This is a genomic window from Kosakonia sp. PSU_27 (assembly GCF_039409795.1).
Lineage (GTDB): Bacteria > Pseudomonadota > Gammaproteobacteria > Enterobacterales > Enterobacteriaceae > Kosakonia.
Genome location: NZ_JBCIVK010000003.1, coordinates 139,469 through 159,860 on the forward strand (window position 1 = coordinate 139,469; position 20,392 = coordinate 159,860).

General features: G+C 55.9%; 18 protein-coding genes. 14 read left to right on the forward strand and 4 right to left on the reverse strand.

The annotated features are described in order from the left end of the window. The first annotated feature begins 98 nt into the window (after positions 1 to 98). From aegA to AAIG26_RS07590, 4 genes are all read left to right on the forward strand, one after another. Positions 99 to 2,078: a formate-dependent uric acid utilization protein AegA gene (gene aegA, locus AAIG26_RS07575; protein ID WP_343180394.1), complete on the forward strand. Its 1,980-nt coding sequence runs from the start codon at positions 99 to 101 to the stop codon at positions 2,076 to 2,078. Between the two features lie 82 nt (positions 2,079 to 2,160). Beyond that, positions 2,161 to 2,736: a GDP-mannose pyrophosphatase NudK gene (nudK, locus tag AAIG26_RS07580; RefSeq protein WP_097407651.1), complete on the forward strand. Its 576-nt coding sequence runs from the start codon at positions 2,161 to 2,163 to the stop codon at positions 2,734 to 2,736. Between the two features lie 122 nt (positions 2,737 to 2,858). Next, positions 2,859 to 3,902 carry a DUF1176 domain-containing protein gene (locus tag AAIG26_RS07585; RefSeq protein WP_343180395.1) on the forward strand — a complete coding sequence of 348 codons (1,044 nt, stop codon included), beginning with the start codon at positions 2,859 to 2,861 and terminating at the stop codon, positions 3,900 to 3,902. Between the two features lie 49 nt (positions 3,903 to 3,951). After that, complete coding sequence (locus AAIG26_RS07590) at positions 3,952 to 4,890, forward strand: hypothetical protein (RefSeq protein WP_343180396.1); 939 nt, start codon at positions 3,952 to 3,954, stop codon at positions 4,888 to 4,890. A 37-nt stretch (positions 4,891 to 4,927) separates the two neighbouring features. Here the strand turns inward: AAIG26_RS07590 and tkt are convergent, their stop codons facing one another. Both tkt and tal read right to left on the reverse strand, forming a co-directional pair. Then, positions 4,928 to 6,922: a transketolase gene (gene tkt / locus AAIG26_RS07595; RefSeq protein WP_343180397.1), complete on the reverse strand. Its 1,995-nt coding sequence runs from the start codon at positions 6,920 to 6,922 to the stop codon at positions 4,928 to 4,930. A gap of 20 nt (positions 6,923 to 6,942) precedes the next feature. After that, complete coding sequence (tal, locus tag AAIG26_RS07600; RefSeq protein WP_020454663.1) at positions 6,943 to 7,893, reverse strand: transaldolase; 951 nt, start codon at positions 7,891 to 7,893, stop codon at positions 6,943 to 6,945. 280 nt (positions 7,894 to 8,173) lie between these two features. On the opposite strand from tal, the gene maeB reads away from it, so the two are divergent. After that, positions 8,174 to 10,453, forward strand: coding sequence for an NADP-dependent oxaloacetate-decarboxylating malate dehydrogenase (gene maeB, locus AAIG26_RS07605; RefSeq protein ID WP_343180398.1), 2,280 nt, complete (start codon positions 8,174 to 8,176; stop codon positions 10,451 to 10,453). A gap of 479 nt (positions 10,454 to 10,932) precedes the next feature. Here maeB and hemF read toward each other — a convergent pair whose 3' ends face one another. Together hemF and amiA are read right to left on the reverse strand one after the other, a co-directional pair. Next, a complete protein-coding gene (gene hemF, locus AAIG26_RS07610) occupies positions 10,933 to 11,835 on the reverse strand; it encodes an oxygen-dependent coproporphyrinogen oxidase (protein ID WP_343180399.1) in 903 nt (300 codons plus the stop codon). Further along, positions 11,832 to 12,707 (reverse strand): N-acetylmuramoyl-L-alanine amidase AmiA, encoded by an 876-nt coding sequence (amiA, locus tag AAIG26_RS07615; RefSeq protein WP_020454660.1) that lies wholly within the window; start codon positions 12,705 to 12,707, stop codon positions 11,832 to 11,834. The genes hemF and amiA overlap by 4 nt, the downstream gene beginning before the upstream one ends. A gap of 213 nt (positions 12,708 to 12,920) precedes the next feature. On the opposite strand from amiA, the gene AAIG26_RS07620 reads away from it, so the two are divergent. The 9 genes from AAIG26_RS07620 to cysM all read left to right on the forward strand — a co-directional run bounded on the left by AAIG26_RS07620 (position 12,921) and on the right by cysM (position 20,392). Continuing rightward, positions 12,921 to 13,346 carry a GNAT family acetyltransferase gene (locus tag AAIG26_RS07620; RefSeq protein ID WP_017458925.1) on the forward strand — a complete coding sequence of 142 codons (426 nt, stop codon included), beginning with the start codon at positions 12,921 to 12,923 and terminating at the stop codon, positions 13,344 to 13,346. Further along, positions 13,333 to 13,782 (forward strand): DUF2919 domain-containing protein, encoded by a 450-nt coding sequence (locus AAIG26_RS07625; RefSeq protein ID WP_045510292.1) that lies wholly within the window; start codon positions 13,333 to 13,335, stop codon positions 13,780 to 13,782. The genes AAIG26_RS07620 and AAIG26_RS07625 overlap by 14 nt, the downstream gene beginning before the upstream one ends. A gap of 60 nt (positions 13,783 to 13,842) precedes the next feature. Then, the gene (locus AAIG26_RS07630; protein ID WP_343180400.1) at positions 13,843 to 14,418 is read left to right on the forward strand and encodes an RpoE-regulated lipoprotein; all 576 of its coding nucleotides are present in this window, start codon (positions 13,843 to 13,845) and stop codon (positions 14,416 to 14,418) included. A gap of 93 nt (positions 14,419 to 14,511) precedes the next feature. Further along, the gene (locus AAIG26_RS07635; protein ID WP_343180401.1) at positions 14,512 to 15,411 is read left to right on the forward strand and encodes a Dyp-type peroxidase; all 900 of its coding nucleotides are present in this window, start codon (positions 14,512 to 14,514) and stop codon (positions 15,409 to 15,411) included. Between the two features lie 162 nt (positions 15,412 to 15,573). Beyond that, positions 15,574 to 16,590, forward strand: coding sequence for a sulfate ABC transporter substrate-binding protein (locus AAIG26_RS07640; RefSeq protein WP_343180402.1), 1,017 nt, complete (start codon positions 15,574 to 15,576; stop codon positions 16,588 to 16,590). Beyond that, complete coding sequence (gene cysT, locus AAIG26_RS07645) at positions 16,590 to 17,420, forward strand: sulfate/thiosulfate ABC transporter permease CysT (protein ID WP_017458920.1); 831 nt, start codon at positions 16,590 to 16,592, stop codon at positions 17,418 to 17,420. Before AAIG26_RS07640 ends, cysT begins: the two co-directional genes overlap by 1 nt. Then, positions 17,420 to 18,295: a sulfate/thiosulfate ABC transporter permease CysW gene (gene cysW, locus AAIG26_RS07650; protein WP_269230600.1), complete on the forward strand. Its 876-nt coding sequence runs from the start codon at positions 17,420 to 17,422 to the stop codon at positions 18,293 to 18,295. The genes cysT and cysW overlap by 1 nt, the downstream gene beginning before the upstream one ends. Continuing rightward, positions 18,285 to 19,379, forward strand: a complete 1,095-nt coding sequence (gene cysA / locus AAIG26_RS07655) for a sulfate/thiosulfate ABC transporter ATP-binding protein CysA (protein WP_020454654.1) — start codon at positions 18,285 to 18,287, stop codon at positions 19,377 to 19,379. Before cysW ends, cysA begins: the two co-directional genes overlap by 11 nt. Positions 19,380 to 19,480: 101 nt before the next feature. Beyond that, positions 19,481 to 20,392, forward strand: a complete 912-nt coding sequence (gene cysM / locus AAIG26_RS07660) for a cysteine synthase CysM (protein ID WP_343180403.1) — start codon at positions 19,481 to 19,483, stop codon at positions 20,390 to 20,392.

A 20,392-nucleotide genomic window follows, 5' to 3' on the forward strand; every position in this document is an offset into this window, starting at 1 on the left:
CTTTCTGGGCAATTGAACATTGCCTGTGTCGTGCAGCCCCGGTAAATACAATGCTCATATAAAAAATAAGGTTTATTAAACCAGAAAAGAAGGGTGCCATGAATCGTTTTATTATGGCGAATAGCCAGCAATGTATAGGATGTCGTGCCTGCGAAGTCGCGTGTGTGATGGCGCACAATAATGAGCAACATGTGTTAAGCGCCGACCATTTTCACCCACGGATCACCGTGATTAAACATCAGCAGCACCGCAGCGCGGTGACCTGCCACCACTGTGAAGCTGCGCCCTGTGCCCGCAGTTGTCCGAATGGCGCAATCAGCCGCGTTGATGAGGCGATTCAGGTCAATCAGCAAAAATGTATTGGCTGTAAATCCTGCGTGGTGGCTTGCCCGTTTGGCACCATGCAAGTGCTGGTCACGCCAACTGGTGACGGGCTGGTAAAAGCCACTGCGCACAAATGCGATCTCTGCCAGGGCAGAGCGGAAGGGCCGGCCTGTGCGCAGAACTGCCCGGCCAATGCACTGCTACTGGTGAACAGCGACGCGTTGGCGGGGCTTGCGAAATCACGCCGTCTGCGAACTGCCAGCCATGAGGCGCAGCCGTGGCACAGTGTTGCGGCGCTGACTCCCGCCTTTAACGACCGCAAAGTGCGGCAGATGCGTAAAACGCCGCCGCGCGGTGAGCCAGATAAATTGCCACTGGCGGCGCGTAAAAGCGGTTTTGATGAAATCTATCTGCCGTTTCGCGCCGATCAGGCCAATCGTGAAGCGGAGCGCTGCCTGAAGTGCGGCGACCACAGCATTTGCGAATGGACCTGCCCGCTGCATAACCATATTCCGCAGTGGATCGAGCGGGTAAAAGAGGGCGATATTGCGGCTGCGGTCGAACTTTCGCATCAAACCAACTGCTTACCGGAGATCACCGGTCGCGTCTGCCCGCAAGACCGGCTGTGCGAAGGGGCATGTACGGTACGCGATGAGTATGGCGCGGTCACGATCGGCAATATTGAGCGCTATATCTCCGATCAGGCGCTGGCGCAGGGCTGGAAACCCGATTTACAGCAGGTTGCGGCGGTGGATAAGCGCATCGCGATTATCGGTGCTGGTCCGGCGGGCCTCGCCTGTGCGGATGTGCTTGCTCGTCATGGCGTGAGCGCCACGGTGTTCGATCGCCACCCGGAAATCGGCGGCTTGCTTACCTTTGGCATTCCCGCTTTTAAACTGGATAAATCGCTGCTGGCGCGGCGTCGTGAAATTTTCAGCGCGATGGGTATTCGCTTTGAACTCAATTGCGAAATTGGCAAAGACATCGCGCTGGATACGTTACTCAGCGATTACGACGCGGTGTTTGTGGGTGTTGGCACCTACCGTTCCATGAAAGCCGGGTTGCCAAATGAGGACGCTCCGGGCGTTTATGATGCGCTGCCGTTCCTGATTGCCAACACCCGCCAGTTAATGGGGCTGCCGGATAGCGTCGACGAGCCGTTTATCAACACCAGGGGGCGTAATGTCGTAGTGCTTGGCGGCGGCGATACGGCAATGGACTGTGTCCGTACCGCACTGCGCCATGGCGCGAGCAAAGTGACCTGCGCCTACCGTCGCGACGAAGCCAACATGCCCGGCTCGAAGAAAGAGGTGAAAAATGCGCGGGATGAAGGGGCTGAGTTTGAGTTCAACGTCCAGCCGGTCAACCTTGAGCTGGATAAGAGCGGCAAAGTTTGCGGCATTCGCTTGCTGCGCACACAGCTCGGCGAGCCGGATGCCAAAGGCCGCCGCCGTCCGGTGCCGATTGAAGGCAGTGAGTTTGTTATGCCTGCCGATGCGGTGATCATGGCGTTTGGTTTCAACCCGCATTCGATGCCGTGGCTGGAGCGCCACGGTGTGCGCGTTGATGACTGGGGGCGCATTGCCGCCAGTGTCGAAAGCCAGTATCGCTATCAGACCAGTAATCCGAAAATTTTTGCCGGGGGCGATGCGGTACGCGGTGCCGATCTGGTGGTGACCGCGATGGCGGAAGGGCGCCACGCCGCGCAGGGCATGATGGACTGGTTGGGCGTCAAAGCACCAGGGCAGCATTAAGGCGTTTGCCATAAAACAGGCTTCACGGCGTCACACTTCGCGGCGTAGTATTACGCAAAGTTGTTAGCGCTCTGGAGCCTGTATGTCGCTGAAAATTGAAGTTATCAAAGATAAAATCCTCTCTGAAAATTATTTTGTCCTGCGCAATATCACCTACGATTTGACCCGTCAGGACGGTGAAGTGGTGCGTCATAAACGTGAAGTTTATGACCGCGGCAATGGTGCCACTATCCTGCTGTATAACCGCGAAAAGCAGAGTGTGGTGCTGATCCGCCAGTTCCGGATTGCCACCTGGGTAAATGGCAACGTGGACGGTCGCCTGATTGAAGCCTGCGCCGGGTTACTGGATGACGATGAGCCGGAAGTGTGCATTCGTAAGGAAGCGATTGAGGAGACGGGATACGAAGTTGGCGAAGTGCGCAAAGTCTTTGAGTTATACATGTCGCCGGGCGGGGTAACGGAAATTGTCCACTTCTTCATTGCGGAATATAACGATGCGCAGCGCGCTAATAACGGTGGCGGCGTGGAAGATGAAGATATCGAAGTGCTGGAGTTACCTTTCCGGCAGGCCTTAGCGATGGTCGCCAACGGTGAGATCCGTGATGGCAAAGCGGTGATTTTGCTGCAATATTTGCAAACATCTGGCCTAATGGACTGAAATTTATAAGGTTATCAGCTTCGCTTTCAGATGAAGCTATCCGACAAATCCGATTGAGCAAGCCTACCGGGAAATAGAATATACGCAGGTTCTGCGTCTATTCTTCCGGGGTTGTGCCAGCCATGCGTTACCGCAGCGTTTTGACTTTGCTCTTCGGCCTTCTGGCCGCACCGTTGCTGTGCGCTGCGCCCGCGCAACAAACCTTTTCCGACTGGCAGGTCACCTGTAATAACCAGAACTTTTGCGTGGCACGCAATATTGGTGAGCATCAGGGGCTGGTAATGACGCTGGAGCGCAGCGCCGGCGCGCGTGCCGATGCTACGCTGCGTATCGACTATGGCGGCATCGACGCGCCTGTTACCAAAGAACCGCCGATTGCCGGGCGTTTACTGTTTGACGGCCAGCCGCTGGTGCTGGCTGGCGAGCGCTGGCAAATCACGCCGTGGCATCTGGTGACGGATAACACTGATGCCATCACTTCATTTCTAAAAAACATTCAGGAAGGCCAGGCGCTTACCCTGCGAGGCAGCAAGGGCGAGATTTCTCTGGTCGGGCTGAAAGCGGCGCTGCTGCTTATTGATGCGCTGCAAAAACGTGTCGGCAGCGAAACAGCATGGATTAAAAAGGGCGATAGCCCGTCGTTAAGCGTCCCGCCCGCACCCGCGTTGAAAAAGGTAGCCACGGCCAACGTTGCGCCAGCTCCGCTGACGCACCAGGAACTGAACGATTTGCTGGATTACGGCACCTGGCGAATGAACAACAGCCAGTGTTCGCTGGATCCGATGCGCCGCCAGGTGCGTGTGAGCGCGCTAACCGATGATAAAGCGTTGCTGTTGATCGACTGTGAAGCGGGTGCGTATAACATGGTCGAACGCGCTTGGCTGGTATCACGGGAAAAACCATTTGCCGCGCGGCTGGTGCGCCTGATGCTGCCTTTCACGCCGGATAACGGTAACGATGAAATGGAGCTGATGAATGCGGCATTTGATGAGAAAACCCGCGAACTCACCACGCTCTCCAAAGGCCGCAGCCTGGCGGATTGCGGCGTGTCGAGCCGCTGGCGTTTTGATGGCCAGCGCTTTCGCCTGGTGCGTTACGCGCAGGAGCCCTCCTGCGATAGCTGGCACGGCCCCGATGCGTGGCCAACGCTGTGGGTGACGCGCTAACCCTTCGCTGACATAATCCCTTGCGGATATTTATATCGGGAAGGGAATAATGAAACGCTTTTACCCACAATGGCTTGCGGCCTGCGTGCTCTTTTTTGCCGTTCTGCCTGCACAGGCTGAACTGACCTCAGCGGATAAACAGAGCATCACCCAGCTTGTTGATGTCTGGAATAGCCATCTGAATGGCAATGCCCGGGCAACCGGCAGCGATCTCTATGCGGCTCAGGTCGAATGGTTTGGCCAGCATCTTGAGCGCGACGAGGTCCTGCGCCGCCAGCAAGCGTTCACCTCTCACTCACCACACTATGCGCAGCGCATTATCACCACGCTTGATATCGCCGAAGATGAGGCGGGCCAGGTTCAGGTCGAGTTTGTCAAACAAGCTGGGCTCGATGAAAAACAGGTAAAAAACTACCCGGCGCAGCTTACCTTCAGCAAACAGTCTGTGGGCTGGCGCATTAGCGGCGAAACCGATTTGCTCACCCGCCTGAATCAAAAAGAGGCGTCGGTGCAGGGGCTGTTGACCAAAGGCAAGTTTGACGGCAACAGCAAAGATGTCGTGTGGGTGAACGCGCGCGACCCCAAAACCGGTGGCAGTTGCGATGAAGAGGGTGACTGTGAATGTAAGCTCTGGAGCAGCAACCCGGCTGTACAACCCGCGGTAGTGCCGCAGTGCATTGGTGGCGGGGTGGAAACGCTGTCGCAGCTCGATGATAGCGGGCGCGATCGGGTCGTTGTTTTCCCGCAATGGTGGACCAGCGCCTGGCGAGTGGTTTATGTCTTTGATATCCAGCAAGGGCAATGGACGAAAGCGCTGCCTTCATTTCCCATCAACATCAATATTCAGGAAGACGATGACGCCGCAACGCTGGTGAAACGCGATACGCAGCACAACGGCAATGTGCTGGTGAAAAAAGCGCTGTGGGATGAAAAGCAGGAAGATATCGTGACGCCGCAGGAGAGCGAGCCGTTGCTGGTGGTGAAATAAAATGGCGCGCCAGCCATTTATGCTGGCGCGCTCACGCTTATTTTTTCAGTACTGCTTTGGCTTTCGCCACCACGTTTTCGACCGTGAAGCCGAAGTAGGGGAACAGCTTCTCGGCAGGTGCTGATTCCCCGTAACCGGTCATACCGACAATCGCCCCTTTCAGGCCGACATATTTGTACCAGTAATCGGCGATCCCGGCTTCAACCGCCACGCGCGCACTCACGTCCGACGGCAGTACAGATTCACGCCAGGCTTCATCCTGCGCGTCGAAAATATCGGTCGACGGCAGCGATACCACGCGCACTTTATGGCCTTCGTTAGTCAGTTGCTCCGCCGCGTTGACGGTGATCTCCATCTCCGAGCCGGTCGCAATCAGGATCACATCCGGCGTGCCGTCGCAATCTTTCAGGATATAACCGCCACGGCTGATGGCCTGCACCTGCTCCGGGGTTCGCTCCATTTGCGTGAGGTTCTGGCGCGAGAGGATCAACGCCGTCGGGCCATGATGTCGCTCGATCGCCAGCTTCCAGCCGACCGCCGCTTCTACCTGGTCGCACGGACGCCAGGTGCTGAAGTTCGGCGTTAAGCGCAGGCTGGCGAGTTGTTCAACCGCCTGGTGCGTTGGGCCGTCTTCCCCTAAGCCAATCGAATCGTGGGTGTAAACCATAATCTGCCGGGCTTTCATCAGCGCCGCCATACGCGCCGCGTTGCGGGCATATTCAACGAACATCAAAAAGGTGGCGGTATAAGGCACAAAACCACCGTGGTGCGCGATGCCGTTGGCAATGGCCGTCATACCAAACTCGCGCACGCCGTAGTGAATGTAATTCCCGGCGGGGTCCTCTTTCAGCGAGGTGGAGCCGGACCAGATGGTGAGGTTGCTGGGCGCGAGGTCGGCGGAACCGCCAAGCAGTTCCGGCAGGATTGGCCCATAGCTGTTGAGCGTGTTCTGCGAGGCTTTACGGGTGGCGATTTTCGCCGGGTTGGCCTGCAGCTTATTGATCCAGTCGGTGGTGGTTTTTTCCCAGCTTTCCGGCAGTTCACCGCTCATACGGCGTGTAAACTCGGCCGCCAGATCCGGGTATTCTTTGGCCCAGGCCGCCAGTTTTTCATTCCAGTCATGTTGATGTTTCGCCCCGCGTTCGCGGGCATCCCACGCCTGGTAAATCTCTTTCGGGATTTCAAAAGCCGGGTATTTCCAGCCGAGTTTTTGCCGGGTGAGCGCCACTTCTTCTTCACCGAGCGCCGCGCCGTGCGACTCCTCTTTCCCGGCTTTGTTCGGCGAGCCAAAACCAATCACCGTGCGGCAGATAATCAGTGACGGCTTATCTTTCACGCTTTGTGCTTCTTCAATCGCTTTTTTCACCGCCTCGGGTGAATGCCCGTCGATATCGCCAATCACATGCCAGTTATAGGCTTCGAAGCGTTTGGCGGTGTCATCGGTAAACCAGCCCTCAGTCTCGCCATCAATGGAGATGCCGTTGTGATCGTAAAAGCCGATCAGTTTGCCGAGTCCGAGCGTGCCCGCCAGCGAACAGACTTCATGGGAAATGCCTTCCATCAGGCAGCCATCGCCCATAAACACATAGGTGTAGTGGTCAACAATGTCATGCCCCGGCCGGTTGAATTGCGCAGCCAGCGTACGTTCGGCAATCGCCAGCCCGACGGCGTTCGCCAGCCCCTGCCCGAGCGGGCCGGTGGTGGTTTCCACGCCCGGCGTATAGCCGATCTCCGGGTGGCCCGGGGTTTTGGAGTGGAGCTGGCGGAAGTTTTTTAGCTCTTCAAGCGGCAGGTCATAACCACTGAGGTGCAGCAGGCTGTACAGCAGCATTGAGGCATGACCGTTAGAGAGGATAAAGCGGTCGCGATCGTACCAGGTGGGGTCCGCCGGGTTGTGGCGCAGAAAATCATTCCACAGCACTTCGGCAATATCCGCCATCCCCATCGGGGCGCCAGGGTGGCCAGAATTGGCTTTTTGCACCGCGTCCATACTCAGGGCGCGAACGGCGTTTGCAAGCTCTCTACGGGACATAATTCACTCCATGGCAAAGGTTAAAGTTTAGCGGCGAGCAGATCTTCAAGGCTGCGCTGATCAACGGCGAACTGACGGATACCGTCGGCCAGTTTTTCGACGGCCATCGGATCCTGGTTATGCTCCCAACGGAATTCAGCTTCTGTTAACGGTTCCGGGCGATGGAAGGTTTGGCGCGATGGCACCAGTTTGCGCTCAACAATGCCTTCCTGTGCCTGTAGCTCTTTCAGCAGCGCCGGAGAGATAGTCAGGCGGTCGCAGCCCGCCAGTGCGAGGATCTGCTCGGTGCGGCGGAAGCTTGCGCCCATCACGATGGTTTCATAGCGATGTTGTTTGTAGTAGTCGTAGATATTGCGCACCGACTTCACGCCGGGATCTTCATCCACCACATACGGGTCGAGCGGTTTGCGATCGTTATACCAGTCGTAAATACGGCCAACGAAAGGCGAAATCAAAAATACACCCGCTTCGGCACAGGCGCGAGCCTGTGCAAACGAGAACAGCAGCGTCAGGTTGCAGTTGATCCCCTCTTTTTCCAGCTCTTCCGCCGCGCGGATCCCCTCCCAGGTTGACGCCAGTTTGATCAAAATGCGTGACTTATCGATGCCCTGATCTTTGTACAACGCCACCAGCTGGCGCGCTTTGGCGATGCTCTTCTCTTTGTCGTAAGAGAGGCGGGCGTCAACCTCGGTGGAGACGCGTCCCGGGATGCTTTTCAGAATTTCCGCACCAAAATTGACCGCCAGTTTGTCGCTGGCTTCAGCCACTTGCTGCTCCTGGGTTTTACCACGCGCTTTGCCGTAGGCAATGGCATCGTCAATCAGATGCGAGAAGTGCGCCAGCCCGGCCGCCTTCAGCAGCAGGGAAGGGTTGGTGGTGGCATCTTCCGGCTGATAGTGGCGAATGGATTCGATGTCGCCGCTGTCGGCCACCACGGTAGTGAATTGTTTGAGGCCGTCTAAGTGATTCATGAAAAATAACTCCTTTAAAAGCAATGGATTACTGGAGTGCTTTCTGTCGCACTTTTGTGAGGATGAGAGGTGCATAACAAAAAAGCATAGCAGACGCGCCCGGGCCCTGCGTTTTGCGGCACGTAACAAAGTTGCGATAAATTGATAACAATTTTGTTTATGTCATGGCGAGATTTTGGCTATGTTCAAAGTTTATGCGGGCGACAGAGGCCATACTATGCGGCGCATTGGGATAGACATCGCACGTTTCACTCTGAAAACAACGTGAAAGGAACCTCAAATGGACGACCAACTAAAACAAAGTGCCCTCGATTTTCACGAATTCCCCCGTCCGGGGAAGATTCAGGTCTCCCCGACAAAACCGCTGGCAACACAGCGCGATCTGGCGCTGGCTTACTCTCCTGGCGTCGCCGCGCCTTGTCTTGAGATCGAAAAAGACCCGCTGGCAGCCTACAAATACACCGCGCGCGGCAATCTGGTCGCCGTGGTATCCAACGGTACTGCGGTACTCGGCCTTGGCAATATCGGCGCACTGGCCGGTAAACCCGTGATGGAAGGCAAAGGCGTACTGTTCAAAAAATTCGCCGGAATCGATGTTTTTGATATCGAAGTGGATGAACACGATCCGGACAAACTGATTGATGTTGTGGCCGCGCTGGAACCGACCTTTGGCGGCATTAACCTGGAAGATATCAAAGCGCCGGAGTGCTTCTACATTGAAGCGAAGCTGCGCGAACGCATGAATATTCCGGTATTCCACGACGATCAGCACGGTACGGCGATTATCAGCACCGCCGCTATTCTCAACGGCCTGCGCGTGGTCGAGAAGAACCTCACCGATGTGCGCATGGTGGTTTCCGGCGCGGGCGCAGCGGCGATTGCCTGTATGAACCTGCTGGTGGCGCTTGGCATGCAGAAACACAACATTGTGGTCTGCGACTCAAAAGGCGTTATCTACAAAGGCCGCGAACCGAATATGGCGGAAACCAAAGCCGCTTATGCCGTTGACGATGACGGCAAACGCACGCTGGCGGATGTGGTTGCCGGTTCGGACATCTTCCTTGGTTGTTCCGGGCCGAAAGTGCTGACCCCGGAAATGGTGAAAGGTATGGCGCGCCAGCCGCTGATCCTCGCGCTGGCGAACCCGGAACCGGAAATTCTGCCGGATCTGGCGAAAGCGGTGCGCCCGGACGCCATTATCTGCACCGGCCGTTCTGATTACCCCAACCAGGTAAACAACGTTCTTTGCTTCCCGTTTATTTTCCGTGGCGCGCTGGATGTCGGCGCAACGGCAATTAACGAAGAGATGAAGCTGGCGGCAGTTAACGCTATCGCGGAACTGGCGCATGCTGAGCAGAGCGAAGTGGTGGCTTCAGCCTATGGCGACCAGGATCTCAGCTTTGGCCCGGATTACCTGATCCCGAAACCGTTTGATCCGCGCCTGATTGTCAAAATCGCGCCTGCGGTGGCAAAAGCCGCCATGGATTCCGGCGTGGCGACGCGACCTATCGCTGATTTCGATGCTTATGTCGATAAGCTCACTGAATTTGTCTACAAAACCAATCTGTTTATGAAGCCGATCTTCTCGCAGGCGCGTAACGCACCGAAACGCGTAGTGCTGGCAGAAGGTGAGGAGCCGCGCGTACTGCATGCCACGCAGGAACTGGTGACGTTAGGGCTGGCAAAACCGATTCTGATTGGCCGTCCGAGCGTCATTGAGATGCGTATTCAGAAACTCGGTTTGCAAATCCGCCCGGATGTGGACTTCGAAATCGTCAATAACGAGTCCGATCCGCGCTTTAAAGAGTACTGGATGGAGTACTTCAACATCATGAAACGTCGCGGCGTCACGCAGGAGCAGGCGCAGCGTGCGGTGATCGGTAACACCACCATTATTGGCGCGATCATGGTGCATCGTGGCGAAGCGGACGCGCTGATTTGTGGCACCATCGGTGATTATCACGAGCATTTCAGTGTACTGCAGCCGATCTTCGGCTACCGCGAGAATGTCCATGTCGCAGGCGCAATGAACGCTTTATTGTTGCCAAGCGGCAACACCTTTATCGCCGATACTTACGTCAATGAGGATCCCAGCGCGGAAGAGCTGGCGGAGATCACCATTCTGGCGGCGGAAACAGTACGCCGTTTCGGCATTGAACCGCGCGTGGCGCTGCTTTCGCATTCGCAGTTTGGTTCATCGAACGCGCCTGCGGCGGTGAAAATGCGCGATACGTTAGCGCTGGTGCGTGAACGCGCGCCGGAGTTAATGATTGATGGCGAAATGCACGGTGACGCGGCGCTGGATGAGAGTATCCGTCATGAACGTATGCCCGATAGCCCGCTGAAAGGGGCGGCGAATATCCTGATTATGCCAAACGTAGAAGCGGCGCGAATCAGCTACAACCTGCTGCGCGTGTCCAGTTCGGAAGGGGTGACCGTAGGGCCGGTGCTGATGGGCGTGGCGAAACCGGTCCATGTGCTGACACCGATTGCCTCGGTGCGGCGTATCGTCAATATGGTTGCACTGGCGGTGGTGGAGGCGCAAACGCAGCCGCTGTAATGTTTGTGTCTGCGAACCGTCGATAATCGGGTTGTCGCTTGTTGGGTTGTTTTTGAAGGAAGCCGCTCGCTCTTTCTGTCCGGGCGACATTCAATCGCGATGGGTTGCGTTCCGCTGAAATCGGCGAACCGAAGAGTGAGTTATAAGGTCTGGACGCCATGGATGGCGGCCTGAAGCGAATCGAGCCACGGACAAAATTGCCCCGGGAGCCATTCTGAACAGCGCTTGTGCTGACTCCGAAGGGGCAAGTAATCGCGAGTCGAGCTAACCGCAGACACGCACTTGGGAAGTGAGCGTAGTGCAAAGCACCGATTTATCGCGCAGACGCGGGCATTGAAAAGGGGAGCGCGGCAGCTCCCCTTTTCCCGTTCACATGCAGCGATGTTTCAGAAACTGTGGAACATCTGTGCACGGAACAATACCTCATCAGCGACATATCCGTTGAACAGCGCACTTTATCCGGCTTGAGATTAAAGAAATTACACCCAGTCTCTGACTTTTATAAACTCGCTGAGGGCGGCTTCCGGGCTGCCTTCGGCGGGCTGATAATTGTATTCCCAGCGCACCAGCGGCGGCATCGACATCAGAATGGATTCAGTGCGCCCGCCGGTTTGTAAGCCAAACAGGGTGCCGCGATCCCACACAAGATTGAACTCCACATACCGGCCGCGACGGTAAAGCTGGAAGTCGCGCTCGCGCTCGCCATAAGACGTGGCTTTGCGGCGTTCAACAATCGGCAAATAAGCATTGAGATAGCCATTACCCACCGCCTGCATAAAAGCGAAGCAGTGATCGAAATCCGGCGTGTTGAGATCGTCGAAAAACAACCCGCCAATGCCGCGCTGTTCATCACGGTGTTTAAGGTAGAAGTAATCGTCACACCACTTTTTATAGCGTGGATATACCTCTTCGCCGAACGGCAAACAGATATCGCGCGCTGTGCGGTGCCAGTGGCGAGCATCCTCTTCAAAACCGTAGTAGGGCGTTAAATCAAAGCCGCCGCCAAACCACCACACCGGTTCCGCACCGGGTTTTTCGGCGATAAAAAAGCGCACATTGGCATGGCTGGTGGGTACATACGGATTACGCGGATGAACCACCAGCGAAACGCCCATCGCTTCGAAACTGCGACCCGCCAGTTCCGGGCGGTGCGCGGTGGCCGAAGCGGGCATTGCGTCGCCGTGAACGTGCGAAAAATTGACGCCCGCCTGTTCAAACACGCTGCCATCACGCAGCACACGGCTGCGCCCACCGCCACCTGCCGCACGCGTCCACGCATCTTCAATAAATGCGCCGCCATCAAGGGCACTCAGCTGGTCACAGATCTTGTCCTGCAAATTTAACAGGGCGTTTTTAACCGGGTGGATATCAGGCGTGGTCATCCGCGTCTCTTCGTGTGGGCTTTATGATTATCAAACCAGCTAAAATAGCTGAGTACACCGTCGGCAATGGCGCTGGCGATTTTCTGGCGAAACGCCGCCGTGCCGAGCAGCTTCTCTTCTGCCGGGTTGGTGATAAACGAGGTTTCCACCAGCACGGACGGTATCGAAGGCGATTTTAGCACCACAAATGCCGCCTGTTCTGTGTTGCGGCTATGCAGGCGGTGTACCGGTTTGATCTGCTTGAGAATATGCGAGCCGAGCGTCAGGCTGTTTTTAATGGTGTCAGTTTGCACCAAATCGAACAGCACTTGCTGGAGCAGGTGATCTTTGTCTCTGGCTTTTTTCCCGGCCAGATCGTCGGCGGCGTTTTCTTTATCCGACAGGTATTTCGCCATCGCGCTACTGGCGCCGCGATTAGAAAGCGCAAACACCGACGCGCCCGCAGCGCTTGGGTTGGTGAAGCCGTCGGCGTGGATCGACATAAACAGATCGGCACCGTGCTGGTGGGCAATCTCTACGCGATCATAAAGCGGAATAAATTTATCGCCGGTGCGCGTCAGGCGCGCATCAATTCCCTGCGCACGCAATTGGGCGCGGACGGTTTTGGCGATCGCCAGCACCACGTGTTTTTCTTGCGAACCGTTATGACCAATCGCGCCGGTATCAATACCGCCGTGGCCCGGATCAAGCATCACAATGCGTTTCGCGCCGGCTTTCCTGGCTTTCGGTTTACTGTGCCCGGTCGTGGTTTTAAGTGGTGTCTCGTCCTTTGCGATAGCGCGAGACATGCCCGTTAATGTCAGGGCGGCCAGGCCTGCTTTCAGCACCTGACGACGCGAGGTGAGTGTTTTTAAAGGTTTAAAGGTGCTCATACGCCTGAATTGTCTTATTCGTGGTCCCTGGTGTTATATCGTATCGTGTTTACCGTTACGACTATCCGTGCGAACTAATGTTTTACTTTTCATTTCAATACGTGACAGAGTGACATTATGCCAAATTTCAGTGCTGAAGATGCCGGATATTGGCGACAGAGGCGCTTAGGGCCATAATCTACGTTTACACAGCTGAAAATGACGGGGAATACCATGGAGATACGCGTTTTTCGCCAGGAAGATTTCGAAGAAGTGATCACCTTGTGGGAGCGTTGTGAGCTGTTGCGACCATGGAACGATCCGGAAATGGATATTGAACGCAAAGTGAATCACGATGTGAGTCTGTTTCTGGTCGCCGAAGTCGGCGGGGAAGTGGTCGGCACGGTGATGGGCGGTTATGACGGTCATCGCGGATCGGCTTATTACCTTGGCGTTCATCCTGAGTTTCGCGGGCGCGGCATCGCTAACGCTTTGTTGAGCCGGCTGGAGAAAAAGCTGATTGCCCGCGGCTGCCCGAAAATCAACCTGATGGTGCGGGAAGATAACGAGATGGTTATCGGCATGTATGAGCGCCTCGGTTATGAACATATGGATTCGGCCAGTCTGGGCAAGCGTTTGATTGAAGATGAAGAGTACTGAAATTTATCCCGCCGATTACGACAGTCATGGTCGCCTGAAACTCCCTTTTCTGTTCTGGTGCGTGTTGCTGCTACAGGCACGCACCTGGGTGCTGTTTGTTATTGCGGGGGCATCGCGCGGGCAAGGCGACGCATTGCTCGCATTGTTTTACCCCGATCACGATGATTTCTGGCTGGGCTTGCTGCCAGGTATTCCTGCGGCATTGACCTTTTTACTGAGCGGCCGCCGCGATCATTTTCCCCGCCTGTGGCGCGCACTCTACCCGCTGGTATTGCTGGTGCAACTGGCGCTGCTGGTATGGCAACCCTGGCGCTGGTTTACCGGCGAGGCGCTTTCCGGGATTGGGCTGTTTCTGGTTATCGCCGATCTGGTTGCGCTGTGGTGGCTTGCGACAAACCGGCGTCTTCGGGCCTGTTTTTCCCTTGCTCAACATTAAGCGGCACTTTTTTCACTTCCGGGACTCCAACAGGCGTTCAATGAATAAAAGGAATGAAGCATGAAATCCCTGCGTACACTTATTTGCGTTCTGCCGCTGGCGTTAACCGGCTGCTCGACGCTGGCTTCCGTCAACTGGTCGGCGGCCTATCCGTGGAACTGGTTTGGTTCATCTGTCGAGGTGAGCGACAATGGTGTTGGTAACATCACCGCCAGCACGCCACTAAACGAGCAGGCAATTCAGGACGCGCTGGGTAGCGATTACCATCTGCGTAGCGGCATGAAGACGGAAAAAGGCAGTATCGTTCGTTATTTTGAAGCGCTAAAAGACGACAAACTGGCGCTGGTGGTGAACGGAGAAAACGGCGCGGTTAGCCGTATTGATGTGCTCGATAATAGTATCGCCACGGATAAAGGGGTAAAAATCGGCGCGCCGTTCAATTCGCTGTTTGAGAAAGCTTTCGGTAACTGTGTGAAAGGCGCGGGCGATGACAGCGTGGGCGTAGAGTGTAAAGCGCCGGGTAGCCAGCATATCAGCTATGTGTTTACCGGCCAGTGGAGCGGCCCGGAAGGGTTGATGCCATCCGATGATGCGCTGAAAAACTGGAAAGTGAGCAAGTTTATCTGGCGCCGTTAATTTGATCTCAACTCGCTGCTGCTGGGGGAAAAACAGTTACAATACCGCGATTATCGCCACGGTTTCGTGGCCTGTTTTTTTCCAGGAGGAGTCATGTCCCAGGTTCAAAGCGGCATTTTGCCAGAACATTGCCGTGCGGCGATTTGGATTGAAGCCAACGTGAAAGGGGACACCGATGCCCTTCGCGTGGCGAGCCGCGTATTCGCCGATAAGCTGGCGACCTTTCAACTGCAATTCCCCGATGCGGCGCTGGGCGCGACTATTGCCTTTGGCAACAAGACCTGGCGCGCACTGAACGGTGCCGAAGGCGCAGACGAGCTAAAAGATTTTCCGGCGTATGGCAAAGGCCTGGCGCCCGCCACACAGCGAGATGTGCTGATCCATATTCTTTCTCTGCGCCACGATGTGAATTTCTCCGTCGCTCAGGCCGCGCTGGCGGCGTTCGGTGAGGCGATTGACGTTAAAGAAGAGACGCACGGTTTCCGCTGGGTGGAAGAGCGCGATTTGAGCGGCTTTATCGATGGCACGGAAAACCCGGCAGGCGATGAGAAACGCCGCGAGGTTGCCATTATTCAGGATGGCGTGGACGCCGGCGGCAGCTACGTGATGGTGCAGCGTTGGGAGCATAACCTCAAGCAGCTTAATCGCATGAGCGTGGGCGATCAGGAGATGATGATCGGCCGTACCAAAGAGGCCAATGAAGAGATCGACGGTGATGCGCGCCCGGACACGTCACACCTGACGCGTGTTGATCTGAAAGAGAACGGCAAAGGGCTGAAAATCGTCCGCCAGAGCCTGCCTTATGGCACCGCCAGCGGCACGCATGGGCTCTATTTCTGCACCTATTGCGCCCGTTTGTACAACATTGAGCAGCAACTGCTGAGCATGTTTGGCGATACCGACGGTAAGCGCGACGCCATGCTGCGTTTTACCCGCCCGGTGACCGGCGGCTACTACTTCGCGCCGTCGCTGGATAAGCTGCTGGCGCTGTAAACCACGCACTTCTGCTGACCGGGGAAACCCGGTCACTACTCCCTTCTGCTTATATTCTTTTCTGATTCCAAATCACCAATTGGTATATAAAACCGTTACTGGTTTCACACCCGTTATAAATAAACTGAGTGACGAAATGTCATCAGCTTATAAGGGTGCGCAATGGCCGTTAACTTACTGAAAAAAGGATATCAGACGCTGGCAGCGCTGACGCTGTGGGCCGCTCAGGCACAAGCGACGGAACTGCTTAACAGCTCTTATGATGTATCACGCGAGCTCTTTGCGGCCCTTAACACGCCGTTCGAACAGCAATGGGCGAAAGATAACGGCGGTGACAAGATGACCATTAAGCAATCTCACGCTGGCTCCTCAAAGCAGGCGCTGGCGATTCTGCAAGGGTTGAAAGCGGACGTCGTGACCTATAACCAGGTCACCGACGTGCAGATCCTGCACGACAAAGGCAACCTGATCCCGGCGGACTGGCAGAGCCGTTTGCCGAATAACAGCTCGCCGTTCTACTCAACGATGGCGTTTCTGGTTCGCAAAGGTAACCCGAAGAACATTCACGACTGGAACGATCTGGTGCGCAGTGATGTAAAACTGATTTTCCCGAACCCGAAAACCTCCGGCAATGCGCGCTACACCTATCTGGCGGCCTGGGGCGCAGCGGATCAAGCGGATGGCGGCGACAAAGCCAAAACTCAGCAGTTTATGACCCAGTTCCTCAAAAACGTTGAAGTGTTCGACACCGGCGGTCGCGGCGCAACAACTACCTTTGTTGAGCGCGGGCTTGGCGATGTGCTGATCTCGTTTGAATCGGAAGTGAATAACATCCGTAAGCAGTATGAAGCGCAGGGTTTTGAAGTTGTCGTACCGAAAGTCAACATCCTGGCTGAATTCCCGGTTGCGTGGGTGGATAAAAACGTGAAGGCCAACGGCACAGAAAAAGCGGCCAAAGCTTATCTCACCTGGCTTTACAGCCCACAGGCGCAAACCATCATCACTGATTACTACTATCGCGTGAACAACCCGGAAGTGATGGCGAAACTAAGCGATAAATTCCCGCAGACGGCGCTGTTCCGCGTAGAGGACAAGTTTGGTTCCTGGCCTGAAGTGATGAAAACCCATTTCGCCAGCGGTGGTGAGCTGGACACGTTGCTGGCGGCGGGGCGTAAGTGATGTTTGCAGGATCAAAACGCGTGCTGCCTGGCTTTGGTTTAAGCCTTGGCAGCAGCCTGTTTTTTGTTTGTCTGATATTGCTGTTGCCACTGAGCGCACTGGTGATGCAGCTGGCGCAGATGAGCTGGGCGCAATACTGGGAGGTGGTCACTAATCCGCAGGTTGTGGCCGCTTATAAAGTCACGCTGATTGCAGCCTTTGTCGCCTCCGTTTTTAACGGCGTGTTTGGCTTGCTGATGGCATGGATCCTTACTCGTTACCGCTTTCCGGGCCGCACCCTGCTGGATGCGCTGATGGATCTACCTTTTGCGCTGCCAACGGCGGTGGCGGGTCTGACGCTGGCCTCGCTGTTTTCGGTGAATGGTTTTTACGGCGAATGGCTAGCGAAGTTTGATATCAAAGTGACCTATACCTGGCTTGGTATCGCGGTGGCGATGGCATTCACCAGCATTCCGTTTGTGGTGCGCACCATTCAGCCGGTACTGGAAGAGCTGGGGCCGGAATATGAAGAGGCGGCGGAAACCCTGGGCGCGACGCGCTGGCAAAGTTTTCGCAAAGTGGTGCTGCCGGAACTCTCTCCTGCATTGATGGCGGGCGTAGCCTTGTCGTTTACCCGCAGCCTTGGCGAGTTTGGCGCGGTGATCTTTATCGCCGGTAACATCGCTTGGAAGACCGAAGTGACCTCGTTGATGATTTTTGTACGCTTGCAGGAGTTTGATTACCCGGCGGCGAGCGCGATTGCCTCGGTGATCCTGGCGGCTTCTTTGCTGTTGCTGTTTTCCATTAACACCCTGCAAAGCCGCTTTGGTCAGCGTGTGGTAGGTCACTAATGGCGGAAATAACTGAATTGAAACGCTATGACAAGCCTCAGGTGAACTGGGGCAAATGGTTTTTGATTGGCACGGGAGTGATTGTCTCGGCGTTTATCCTCGTCGTGCCGATGGTTTACATTTTCGTGCAGGCGTTTAGCAAAGGCCTGATGCCAGTTCTGGAAAACCTCGCGGACGCCGACATGCTCCATGCCATCTGGCTGACGGTGCTGGTTGCGCTGATCTCGGTGCCGCTGAACCTGATATTCGGCACGTTGCTGGCCTGGCTGGTGACGCGCTTTAATTTCCCGGGCCGCCAGTTACTGTTGACGCTGCTGGATATTCCCTTTGCTGTGTCGCCGGTGGTCGCAGGTCTTATCTATCTGCTGTTTTATGGCTCAAACGGCCCACTTGGCGGCTGGCTGGATGCGCATAATCTGCAAATTATGTTCGCCTGGCCGGGCATGGTGCTGGTTACCGTGTTTGTGACTTGCCCGTTTGTCGTGCGTGAACTGGTGCCGGTGATGTTAAGCCAGGGCAGCCAGGAAGATGAAGCGGCGATTCTGCTTGGCGCGTCCGGCTGGCAGATGTTCAAGCGCGTGACGCTACCGAATATCCGCTGGGCGCTGTTGTACGGCGTAGTGCTCACTAACGCGCGGGCGATTGGCGAATTTGGCGCGGTGTCAGTGGTTTCCGGTTCTATCCGCGGTGAAACCCTGTCGCTGCCGCTGCAAATTGAATTACTGCAGCAGGATTACAACATCGTCGGTTCGTTTACCGCTGCGGCTCTGCTGACGTTGATGGCTATTTTGACGTTGTTTTTAAAGAGTGCGTTGCAGTGGCGTTTGAATAATCAGGAAAAACGCCAGCAACAGGAGGGAAATCATGAGCATTGAGATTGCCAATATTAAGAAGTCTTTTGGTCGCACCCAGGTGCTGAATGATATCTCTCTTGATATCCCATCCGGCCAGATGGTGGCGTTGCTGGGCCCGTCCGGTTCCGGTAAAACCACGTTGCTGCGTATTATTGCTGGTCTTGAGCATCAGACCAGCGGGCGCATTCGTTTTCATGGTACTGACGTCAGCCGTTTGCATGCGCGCGAGCGCCGCGTCGGTTTTGTGTTCCAGCATTATGCGCTGTTTCGTCATATGACGGTGTTCGACAATATCGCTTTCGGCCTGACGGTGCTGCCGCGCCGCGAACGGCCAAATGCGGCGGCGATCAAAGCGAAAGTGATGCAACTGCTGGAGATGGTGCAACTGGCACATCTGGCAGACCGTTTCCCGGCGCAGCTTTCCGGTGGGCAGAAACAGCGTGTGGCGCTGGCGCGTGCGCTGGCGGTGGAGCCGCAAATCCTGTTGCTGGATGAACCTTTCGGCGCGCTTGATGCGCAGGTACGTAAAGAGCTGCGTCGCTGGTTGCGCCAGTTGCATGAAGAGCTGAAATTCACCAGCGTATTCGTGACGCACGATCAGGAAGAGGCGACGGAAGTTGCCGATCGCGTCGTTGTGATGAGCCAGGGCAACATTGAACAGGCGGATGCGCCGGATCAGGTCTGGCGAGAGCCCGCCACCCGCTTTGTGCTGGAGTTTATGGGTGAGGTTAACCGCCTGAAAGGCACCGTGAGCGGTGGGCAATTCCATGTTGGTGCGCACCGCTGGCCGCTTGGTTATACGCCGGCTTACCAGGGGGATGTCGATCTGTTCCTGCGCCCGTGGGAAGTGGATGTCAGCCGTCGCACCAGTCTCGATTCTCCGCTGCCGGTACAGGTGCTGGAAGCCAGTCCGAAGGGTCATTACACCCAACTGGTTGTGCAGCCGCTGGGCTGGAACACGGAGCCGTTGACCGTGGTGATGCGTGATGAACATCCCCCCCAGCGCGGTGAGCGTCTGTTCGTCGGCCTGCAACATGCCCGTTTATATAACGGTAACGAACGCATTGAGGCCCGCGCAGAACTTGCTCTGGCGGATTCTGCCTGATAGCTTAAACAGACGTGGTTTCTGCCGGATAGCGTACAGCTTTGCCCGGCCTACAAGCCCGGTATGCATCCTGCGACCGGGTTTTTTATTGGACAGCGATTGTGAACACATTAGAACAAACCATTGGCAATACGCCGCTGGTCAAATTGCAACGCCTGAGCCCGGACAACGGGAGTGAAATCTGGGTCAAACTGGAAGGCAACAATCCGGCGGGATCGGTAAAAGACAGAGCGGCACTGTCGATGATTGTGCAGGCGGAACAGCGTGGGGAGATTAAACCCGGCGACGTACTGATTGAAGCGACCAGCGGTAATACAGGTATCGCGCTGGCGTTGATCGCCGCGCTGAAAGGCTACCGCATGAAATTGCTGATGCCGGACAACATGAGCCAGGAGCGGCGCGCCGCGATGCGTGCCTACGGGGCGGAGTTGATTCTGGTCAGCAAAGAGCAGGGAATGGAAGGGGCGCGCGATCTGGCACTGGCGATGTCAGCGCGCGGTGAAGGCAAACTGCTCGATCAGTTTAACAACCCGGATAACCCCTACGCACATTACACCACCACCGGCCCGGAAATCTGGCGGCAGACCAGCGGGCGAATCACGCATTTTGTCTCCAGTATGGGCACGACTGGCACCATCACAGGCGTATCGCGTTTTCTGCGCGAGCAGGATAAAAAAGTGACGATAGTCGGTTTGCAGCCGGAAGAGGGCAGCAGTATTCCCGGCATTCGCCGCTGGCCTGCCGAGTATATGCCGGGGATTTTTAACGCGTCTCTGGTTGATGAGGTACTGGATATCCATCAGCGCGAAGCGGAAAATACCATGCGCGCGCTGGCGGTACAGGAAGGCATTTTCTGCGGTGTCAGTTCCGGCGGCGCAGTAGCCGGGGCAATGCGGGTGGCGAAAGCGAACCCGGGCGCGGTGATCGTCGCCATTATTTGCGATCGCGGCGATCGCTATCTTTCTACTGGCGTATTTGGTGAAGAGAGTTATTCGCAGGGCGCGGGGATTTAA

Bases quoted from the DNA above. Each gene is read 5' to 3' on its own strand.
- AAIG26_RS07620 (WP_017458925.1), top strand. From the start codon at position 12,921: ATGGAGATACGCGTTTTTCGCCAGGAAGATTTCGAAGAAGTGATCACC.
- tal (WP_020454663.1), bottom strand. From the start codon at position 7,893: ATGAATCACTTAGACGGCCTCAAACAATTCACTACCGTGGTGGCCGAC.
- nudK (WP_097407651.1), top strand. From the start codon at position 2,161: ATGTCGCTGAAAATTGAAGTTATCAAAGATAAAATCCTCTCTGAAAAT.
- AAIG26_RS07585 (WP_343180395.1), top strand. From the start codon at position 2,859: ATGCGTTACCGCAGCGTTTTGACTTTGCTCTTCGGCCTTCTGGCCGCA.
- cysA (WP_020454654.1), top strand. From the start codon at position 18,285: ATGAGCATTGAGATTGCCAATATTAAGAAGTCTTTTGGTCGCACCCAG.
- AAIG26_RS07630 (WP_343180400.1), top strand. From the start codon at position 13,843: ATGAAATCCCTGCGTACACTTATTTGCGTTCTGCCGCTGGCGTTAACC.
- AAIG26_RS07635 (WP_343180401.1), top strand. From the start codon at position 14,512: ATGTCCCAGGTTCAAAGCGGCATTTTGCCAGAACATTGCCGTGCGGCG.
- maeB (WP_343180398.1), top strand. From the start codon at position 8,174: ATGGACGACCAACTAAAACAAAGTGCCCTCGATTTTCACGAATTCCCC.
- AAIG26_RS07625 (WP_045510292.1), top strand. From the start codon at position 13,333: ATGAAGAGTACTGAAATTTATCCCGCCGATTACGACAGTCATGGTCGC.
- AAIG26_RS07640 (WP_343180402.1), top strand. From the start codon at position 15,574: ATGGCCGTTAACTTACTGAAAAAAGGATATCAGACGCTGGCAGCGCTG.
- hemF (WP_343180399.1), bottom strand. From the start codon at position 11,835: ATGACCACGCCTGATATCCACCCGGTTAAAAACGCCCTGTTAAATTTG.
- aegA (WP_343180394.1), top strand. From the start codon at position 99: ATGAATCGTTTTATTATGGCGAATAGCCAGCAATGTATAGGATGTCGT.
- tkt (WP_343180397.1), bottom strand. From the start codon at position 6,922: ATGTCCCGTAGAGAGCTTGCAAACGCCGTTCGCGCCCTGAGTATGGAC.
- cysT (WP_017458920.1), top strand. From the start codon at position 16,590: ATGTTTGCAGGATCAAAACGCGTGCTGCCTGGCTTTGGTTTAAGCCTT.
- amiA (WP_020454660.1), bottom strand. From the start codon at position 12,707: ATGAGCACCTTTAAACCTTTAAAAACACTCACCTCGCGTCGTCAGGTG.
- cysW (WP_269230600.1), top strand. From the start codon at position 17,420: ATGGCGGAAATAACTGAATTGAAACGCTATGACAAGCCTCAGGTGAAC.
- AAIG26_RS07590 (WP_343180396.1), top strand. From the start codon at position 3,952: ATGAAACGCTTTTACCCACAATGGCTTGCGGCCTGCGTGCTCTTTTTT.